Origin of the sequence: Trebonia sp., from assembly GCF_030042015.1 — a bacterium.
Lineage (GTDB): Bacteria > Actinomycetota > Actinomycetes > Streptosporangiales > Streptosporangiaceae > Trebonia.
On sequence record NZ_JASIAL010000456.1, the window covers coordinates 1 to 7,580 of the forward strand.

At 71.3% G+C, this 7,580-nt stretch carries 7 protein-coding genes; 3 read left to right on the forward strand and 4 right to left on the reverse strand.

What is annotated here, in order from left to right; translation table 11 throughout:
• On the reverse strand, window positions 1–1,312 hold a 1,312-nt coding region (locus tag Q1N79_RS24495; RefSeq protein WP_300612849.1), incomplete at its 3' end, for a lactate utilization protein B.
• A gap of 65 nt (window positions 1,313–1,377) precedes the next feature.
• Window positions 1,378–2,106 carry a (Fe-S)-binding protein gene (locus tag Q1N79_RS24500; RefSeq protein WP_300612839.1) on the reverse strand — a complete coding sequence of 243 codons (729 nt, stop codon included), beginning with the start codon at window positions 2,104–2,106 and terminating at the stop codon, window positions 1,378–1,380.
• Between the two features lie 146 nt (window positions 2,107–2,252).
• Between Q1N79_RS24500 and Q1N79_RS24505 the strand changes: the two genes are divergently transcribed.
• Window positions 2,253–3,503, forward strand: a complete 1,251-nt coding sequence (locus Q1N79_RS24505; RefSeq protein WP_300612841.1) for a class I SAM-dependent methyltransferase — start codon at window positions 2,253–2,255, stop codon at window positions 3,501–3,503.
• A gap of 558 nt (window positions 3,504–4,061) precedes the next feature.
• On the opposite strand, the gene Q1N79_RS24510 is transcribed toward Q1N79_RS24505, so the two are convergent.
• Complete coding sequence (locus Q1N79_RS24510) at window positions 4,062–4,583, reverse strand: DUF664 domain-containing protein (protein ID WP_300612842.1); 522 nt, start codon at window positions 4,581–4,583, stop codon at window positions 4,062–4,064.
• 144 nt (window positions 4,584–4,727) lie between these two features.
• A complete protein-coding gene (locus Q1N79_RS24515) occupies window positions 4,728–5,423 on the reverse strand; it encodes an HAD hydrolase-like protein (protein ID WP_300612843.1) in 696 nt (231 codons plus the stop codon).
• A 252-nt stretch (window positions 5,424–5,675) separates the two neighbouring features.
• Between Q1N79_RS24515 and hmgA the strand changes: the two genes are divergently transcribed.
• Complete coding sequence (gene hmgA, locus Q1N79_RS24520) at window positions 5,676–6,974, forward strand: homogentisate 1,2-dioxygenase (RefSeq protein WP_300612845.1); 1,299 nt, start codon at window positions 5,676–5,678, stop codon at window positions 6,972–6,974.
• A 10-nt stretch (window positions 6,975–6,984) separates the two neighbouring features.
• A partial coding sequence (locus tag Q1N79_RS24525; RefSeq protein WP_300612847.1) for an alpha/beta hydrolase occupies window positions 6,985–7,580 on the forward strand: 596 nt, incomplete at its 3' end.

Consider the following 7,580-nt stretch of genomic DNA (forward strand, 5'->3'; position numbering starts at 1 on the left):
GCGGCGGCAGCCGCCGGATGCGGCCGTTGCGGCCGGCCACGTGCCGGCTCGCGGCGGCCAGGCGCTGCGCGGCGGCCAGGCGGGCCGGCGAACGGAGCACGTAACCCGAGAGCTGGAACACGGCTCGTTCTGGATAATGCTTGTGCTCCGCCACCGCCTGGGCGCGCAGGTGCACGAGCGCCTCGGGGATGTTGATCTGCACCGGGCACACCTCATAGCAGGCGCCGCACAGCGAGGAGGCGAACGGCAGCGAGGCGTCCACCGGCGAGCCGAGACCGCGCAGCTGCGGGGACAGGATCGCTCCGATCGGTCCCGGGTAGGGGGAGCCGTAGGCGTGCCCGCCTGCCCGCTCGTAGACCGGGCACACGTTCAGGCAGGCCGAACAGCGGATGCAGCGCAGCGCCTGCCGCCCGGTGGCGTCGGCGAGGGTGGCCGTCCGGCCGTTGTCGAGCAGCACCAGGTGGAAGTCCTGCGGTCCGTCACCGGGGGTCACGCCCGACCAGATCGTCGTGTACGGGTTCATGCGCTCGGCCGTGGAGCTACGGGGCAGCAGCGCGAGGAAGACCTCCAGGTCCCGCCACGACGGCAGCACCTTCTCCACGCCCGCCAGGCAGATCAGGGTGTTCGGGAGGGTCAGGCACATGCGGCCGTTGCCTTCGGATTCGACGACGACGAGCGACCCCGTCGCGGCGATCGCGAAGTTCGCGCCGCAGATGCCGACCGTGGCGGACAGGAACTCGCTGCGCAGGTGGGCGCGGGCGGCGGCGGCTAGCCGCGGCGGGTCGTCGGTCAGGTCGGCGGGGGCGTCGGGCATCGCGGCGCGGAACAGGTCGCCGATCTCCGCGCGGTTGCGGTGGATCGCCGGGACCAGGATGTGACTGGGCAGATCGTCGCCGAGCTGGACGATGAGCTCGGCCAGGTCGGTCTCGACCGCGGTGATCTCCGCGTGCGCCAGGGCGTCGTTGAGGCCGGTCTCCTGGGTGGCCATCGACTTGACCTTCACGACCCGCTCCGCGCCCGCCGCGCGCACCAGGTCCGCCACGATCGCGTTGGCCTCGGCGGCGTCCCGCGCCCAGTGCACGTGCCCGCCCGCCTTCGTGACGTTCTCCTCAAGCCGCGGCAGGTACGTGCCAAGGTTGGCGAGCGTGTGGTCCTTGATCGCCTTCGCGGCCCGCCGCAGCTCTTCCCAGTCGGCCAGTTCCGCGACCGCCTTCGCGCGCTTGGTCCTGATCGCCGTCGTGGCGTGGGTGAGGTTGCGGCGCAGCTGGGAGTTCGCGACCGCCGTGCGCGCGGCGTCAGGGAAGGCAGGCATGCCGAGGTAGGCCGGCATGGTCCCGCGCGGGTTCGGGTGGCCGGTCGCGGTCAGCTCCCCGCCGGTCACGAGCCCCCTCCCGAGGCGAGGATCTCCGCCAGGTGCATGGTCCGCACGCCGGTCCGCATCCTGGTCAGGGCGCCGCCGATGTGCATGAGGCACGAGTTGTCGCCGGCGGCGACGACCTCGGCGCGCGACTGCCTGATCGCGGCCACCTTGTCCGCGCACATCGCCGCCGAGACGTCCGGGTTCTTGACCGCGAACGTGCCGCCGAACCCGCAGCACGTCGCCGCGTCCGGCAGGTCCACGAGGTCGAGGCCGCGCACGTTCGCCAGCAGCGTCAGCGGCGCGTCGCCCACGTGCATCATCCGCACGCTGTGGCACGTCGGGTGATACGTGACCCGGTGCGGGAAGTAGGCACCCACGTCGGTCACGCCAAGCACCCCGGTCAGGAACGTGGCCAGGTCGTGCACCCGCGGCGCGAGCTCGCCGACGCGGCGGGCCAGGACGGGGTCGCCCGCGGCCAGCACGGGATGGTATTCGCGGACCATGGCGGCACACGACGCCGACGGGGTGACGACGGCCTCATAGCCGCCGAACGCCGCGGCGAAGCCGGCGACCATCGGCGCCGCCTCGCGCCGGTACCCGGTGTTGAAGTGCATCTGCCCGCAGCAGGACTGGCTCATCGGGAACTCCACCCGGTGCCCGAGCCGCTCAAGCACCGTGACCACGGCCTTGCCCGTCTGCGGGAACAGCGTGTCGGTCAGGCACGTCACGAACAGGCCGATCCGCATGTTCCGCACGGTACTCCAGCCGCCGCCGCGGGCGCGAGGGCCGGGTTCTTCGGCCGGCGGCCGCTCGCGGGGTGCGGCCAGCGGCGGGGCCGGCGGCCGGCGGGGCGGCGCCGGCCGCCCGCCAGGTTGGCTAGCCTCGTGAGGCGATGAACGACGACCCGACCGTGCTGCTTACCCCGCCGGGCCAGGAAATCCTGGCGCGGCTCGCCGCCGTGGACGACGTGACGGCGGGGGAGCTTGCGTTCGCGGTCAGCCTGCGCCGCGAGTACCCCGCGAACCTGGTCGCCGTGGCGACGGCGCAGCACGAGCTGCGGCTGGCCGCGCGGGCGAAGTTCGGCCGGGCGATGCGGATGCTGTTCACCAGGGACGGGTACGAGCAGGCGTCGTCGCAGACGATCGCGGCGTACCGGGCGGGCCGGTTCGGGGCGGCCCAGGCCCGCCGCGTCGCGGACCTGTGCTGCGGGATCGGCGGCGACCTGGTCACCCTCGCCGCCGGCCCGGCCAGGGAAGTCGTCGCCGTCGACCGGGACGAGGTGCACGCGCGCCTCGCCGTGCACAACGCCGGCGTGTACGGGGGCGCCGAACGGGTCCGCGCGTGCGTCGCCGATGTGCGGGACCTGCGGCTGGCGGGGGTCGACGCGGTGTTCATCGACCCGGCCCGCCGGGGCGACGCTGGCTCCCGCCGTGCCGGGACCCGCCCCGGCGCCGCGACCCGCCCCGCCGGGACCCGCCCCGCCGGGGCCCGCCGGTTCCGCGCCGGGGTGTCGCAGCCGCCGCTCGACTGGTGCCTCGCGCTAGCCGAACGCGTGCCCGCCGTCTGCGTCAAGGCCGCGCCCGGCCTGCCCGCGGAGCTCATCCCGGCCGGCTGGGAGGCGGAGTTCATCGCCGACGGCCGCGATCTCAAGGAGGCGGCCCTGTGGTCGCCGGGTCTGGCGACGGCGCGGCGGCGGGCGACGATCCTGCCTGGCGGGCACACGCTGGCTGCCGTGCCTGGCGATGGCGTCCCCGTCGGCGAACCGGGGGAGTACCTGCTTGACCCCAACCCGGCCGTCACCCGCGCCGGCCTGGTGGAGGATCTGGCGCGGACGCTCGGCGCCTGGAAGATCGACCCGCAGATCGCGTTCCTGGCGGTGCGGCACGACGTCGTCACCCCGTTCGCGCGGACCCTGCGGGTGGTCGAGTCCGCCCCCTGGAACGAGAAGCGGTTCGCCGGCCGGCTGCGCGAGCTTGGCGTGGGCGCCGCGGACCTGCGGCGGCGCGGCCTCGCCGGGGACGTGGATCAGATCCGCCGCAGACTCAGGCTAGCCGGGCCGCACCGCGCCACCGTGGTGCTGACCCGGGTAGGCGACAGGCCCTGGGGCATGATCTGCGCCGACCCGGGCTCACCGCTCGCCTAGCCCGCCGTCGGCCCGCGCCTAGATCGTTGACCGGGGATTTGGTTCTGTCCGAACCTCGGCGGCAAGTAGGAGTGGGGCGGCGGACCGGTACGGGTCTGGTTGCTTCCAGGCGCAGATAAGAGGTCCAGGGTCACCCTCAATGGTGAACTGCCGGGAGGCCGTGACGCGTAGGAACTGACCGTGTCTCCTGCCAATACATGAAGTCTTTGGGCTCTGTCTCAAATCACGTGATCGTAACGGCCCGCTCGCCTCGCTCACGGCGTCCACTCGTGAACGCAATCTGTCTGGTTCCCGGTCGCCGCCATGTCCCGGCCGGCGGCGGATGAATGTTGCATCGAGCCGGTGATAGGCGGCTGAATGTCACATTCATCCGGCTGCGTGCTGCCATATCGGGGCCCTCGCAGGTCCGACAAATCACGTATAACGGGCCGGCGCCCGCCCGGTCAGCGCAGCGTCGGCATCGGCGCGCGGGAGGTGCTCTGGCCCACGACACGCCTGGGACGTCCAACTAACAAACGCGCCCTAGCCTTCTGAATACCGGCGCCCCGGACGTCAGCGTCAGACCGCCGTGCGGAGCAGGATTCCCCGCAGGAAGGCCGCCTGCCCGGCGTGCTGCATGTCGTCGTTGATCACGCTGACAAGCCGCACGCCAAGCGTCACCGGCGGATGCCACGACGTGTCGACGACGCGCTGCAGGTCGTCGTCGGTGACGCCGGACACGTGCTTGGCGGTCTGGTCATAGGTCGCCTCGTGGTAGTCGGTCAGCAGGTCGGCCGAGGAGATGACCGCGGAGACGGCGGCAACCTGCTGGCTGGTGTGCCCGTAGCCGGTATCCATCGAGTTGGGCGCCAGCCCGAAGCGCACGGCCCATCCGTCCGCCGACCACACCTGCGGGACGCCGAAGGCGGCGGCGATGTGGTCGTCCTGCACCCGCGTCAGGTGCCAGATCAGCCAGCCGATCGGGTTGGCGTCCGCCGCGATCCGGTACGCCAGTTGCGCTTGGTTAAGGCCGTAGACGGTGTAGCTGACCGTTTCCCGTATCCGGCCGAACGCGTCAACGAGCACGTCGGCGCTGCTCATGGCATCCTCCTCGGGCATCTGCGGATGACATCGATCACTTGACAATACGACGGGCGCGGCCCCGCGTCCGACCGCCGGGTACCCGGCCGCGCCAGGCCCCGCCCACGGTCACCGCGGTCACCACACTCACCGCGGTCACCGCGGTCACCGCGTCGGCAGCGTCGGCCACGGCCGCACGACGGCGACGTCGGCGACTGTCTCGGGCAGCCGGCGCATGGCGGTGACGCGCCGTTCGGCGAGCTTGGCCGGGTGCCCGGTCAGATCGCGGTCCACCCAGACCGAACGCAGGCCCATCCTCGCGGCGGGAAAGATGTCATGCACCCAGCTGTTCGCCACGTGGACCCAGTTCTCGGCGCTGGCGCCGGTTATGTCGGCAAATTTCCGGAAATGCGCCAGGTCCGGCTTGTACGACCGCACCTGCTCGGCCGTCACCACGAGGTCGAACGGCACCGGCAGCTTCGACGCGGTGCTCGCGAACAGGTCGTCGTCGCAGTTGGTGAGGATCGCCAGCCGCCACCCGGCCGCGGCCAGGGCCGCGAGCGCCGGGCCCGCGTCCGCGAAGACCGTCATGTCCGGCCACGCGTCCACCAACGCCGCCGACCGCTCCGAATCAAGCCGGACCCCGACCCGCCGCGCCGCCAAGCGCAGCCCCGAGGTGAGGATGTCCCGGTAGCTCAGGTACCTCGGCCCGGCCTCGAGCACCAGCTCGGCCTGGTGGTAGGCGGTCAGCAGGGCCGCGACTGCCGACCCGGCGACTGGTTCCAGCGCCCGTCGCATGCACGTGTTCCAGTCCGCGATCGTGCCGTAGCAGTCGAAGGTCAGCCACCGGTCGCCGGCCATCCACACCTCCCGCGCGTCACTAGCCCCTGGATTACTCCCCAGTAGGTGCCCGCGTCTACGGTAACTGTTGTTAACTCAACATGACCGGTGAAGCTCAGCACATTTAACGACAAATCCCGTCCGCGCCCGCGCTTGCGCCGCGCAGGCGGAACCGGGACCAGCCACCCTACTTCGCCGCCTCGCGACGGGGCATGATCAGATAAGACAACCCGCCGACCAGGTTGACCAGGCAACCAGCGAGGAGGCACCGCGATGGCCGACGACGAGTTCCACTACGCCATCGGGTTCGGTAACGAGTTCGCCAGCGAGGCGGTCGAAGGAGCCCTTCCGGCCGGCCGCAACTCCCCGCAGCAGGCGCCGCTGGGCCTGTACGCCGAACAAATCAGCGGCACCGCCTTCACCCAGCCCCGCGCCACCAACCGGCGGACCTGGGTGTACCGCATCCTGCCGAGCGCCAGGCACGCCCGCTTCAGCAGGATCGACAACAAGACCCTGCGATCCACGCCGTTCGACGAGATCGAGCCTGACCCCAACCGGCTGCGCTGGGACCCGTCCCCGCTCCCCACCGAGCAGGACCCGCGCGACTTCATCGACGGCCTGTACACCCTCGGCGGCAACGGCGACGTCAGGACCCGCGCCGGCATGGCCGTCCACGTCTACGCCGCCAACCGGGACATGCGGGACCGCTACTTCGTCAACGCCGACGGCGAGCTGCTGTTCGTGCCCGAGCTGAGCGCCCTCATCCTGCACACCGAACTCGGCCCCCTGCACGTCGCGCCAGGCGAGATCGCCGTCGTGCCGCGAGGCATCAGGTTCCGGGTCGAACTGCCCGACGGCTACGCCCGCGGCTACCTGTGCGAGAACTTCGGCAACGCGTTCGCGCTCCCCGAACGCGGCCCGATCGGCGCCAACGGCCTGGCCAACGAGCGCGATTTCAAGGCCCCGCACGCCGCGTTCGAAGAGCGCAGCCACACCGTCCAGGTCGTGCAGAAATTCGGCGGCAACCTCTGGGCCGCCGACTACGACCACTCGCCGCTCGACGTGGTCGCCTGGCACGGGAACTACGCCCCGTACAAGTACGACACCGCCAGCTTCATGGTGCTCGGCACGGTCAGCTTCGACCACCCCGACCCGTCGATCTACACCGTCCTCACGAGCCCCAGCGACACGCCAGGACTCGCCAACGTGGACTTCGTGATCTTCGCGCCGCGCTGGCTGGTCGGCGAGGACACGTTCCGCCCGCCGTGGTTCCACCGCAACGTGATGTCCGAATTCATGGGCCTGGTCCGCGGCGCCTACGACGCCAAGGCCGAGGGGTTCACGCCCGGCGGCGCCAGCCTGCACAACACGTTCGCCTCGCACGGCCCGGACGCGCAGACCTATGCGCAAGCGAGCACAGTCGATCTAAAACCGCAAAAACTCGACGACACGCTTGCCTTCATGTTCGAGAGCCGGTGGACGATCGTTCCCACGCGTCAGGCGATGGAGACAAAACACCGGCAGAAAGACTATGACGCGGCCTGGTCTGGATTGTCGCGGAATTTCCGTTAGGTTAATGCGCATGGCTGGTGCATACGTCAGGGTCGGGTCCGGCGACCATCATGTCCTCGCCCTGCACGGGTGGTTCGGGTCAGCGCTCGGCTGGGGCCACCTGCCTGATTACCTGAACACCACGGATTTCAGCTACGTGTTCGCCGACCTGCGCGGCTACGGGTCACGCAAGGACGAGCCCGGCCGCTACACGATGGCCGAGGCGGCCGCCGACGCGATCGACTTCGCCGACGACCTCGGCTGGGACCGGTTTTCGCTGCTCGGGCACTCGATGAGCGGGGTCGCGATCCAGCACGTGCTGCTGCGGGCGCCGCAGCGGGTGCGCCGGCTGGTCGGCGTGGCCCCGGTGCCGGCCAGCGGGCTGCCGCTGGGCGAGTCGGACTGGGCGCTGTTCGCCGGCGCCGCGACCAGCGCGGACAAGCGCGCCGCGATCGTCAACTTCGCGACGGGGAACCGGCTGACCCCGGCCTTCGTCTCCGCGATCGTCGGCCACTCGCTGGACAACGCCGACCCGGCCGCGCTGCGCGGCTACCTGGATTCGTGGGCCCGCGCGGACATCGTGGCCCAGGTCAAGGGCTCCGAGGTGCCCGTCAAGGTGATCACGGG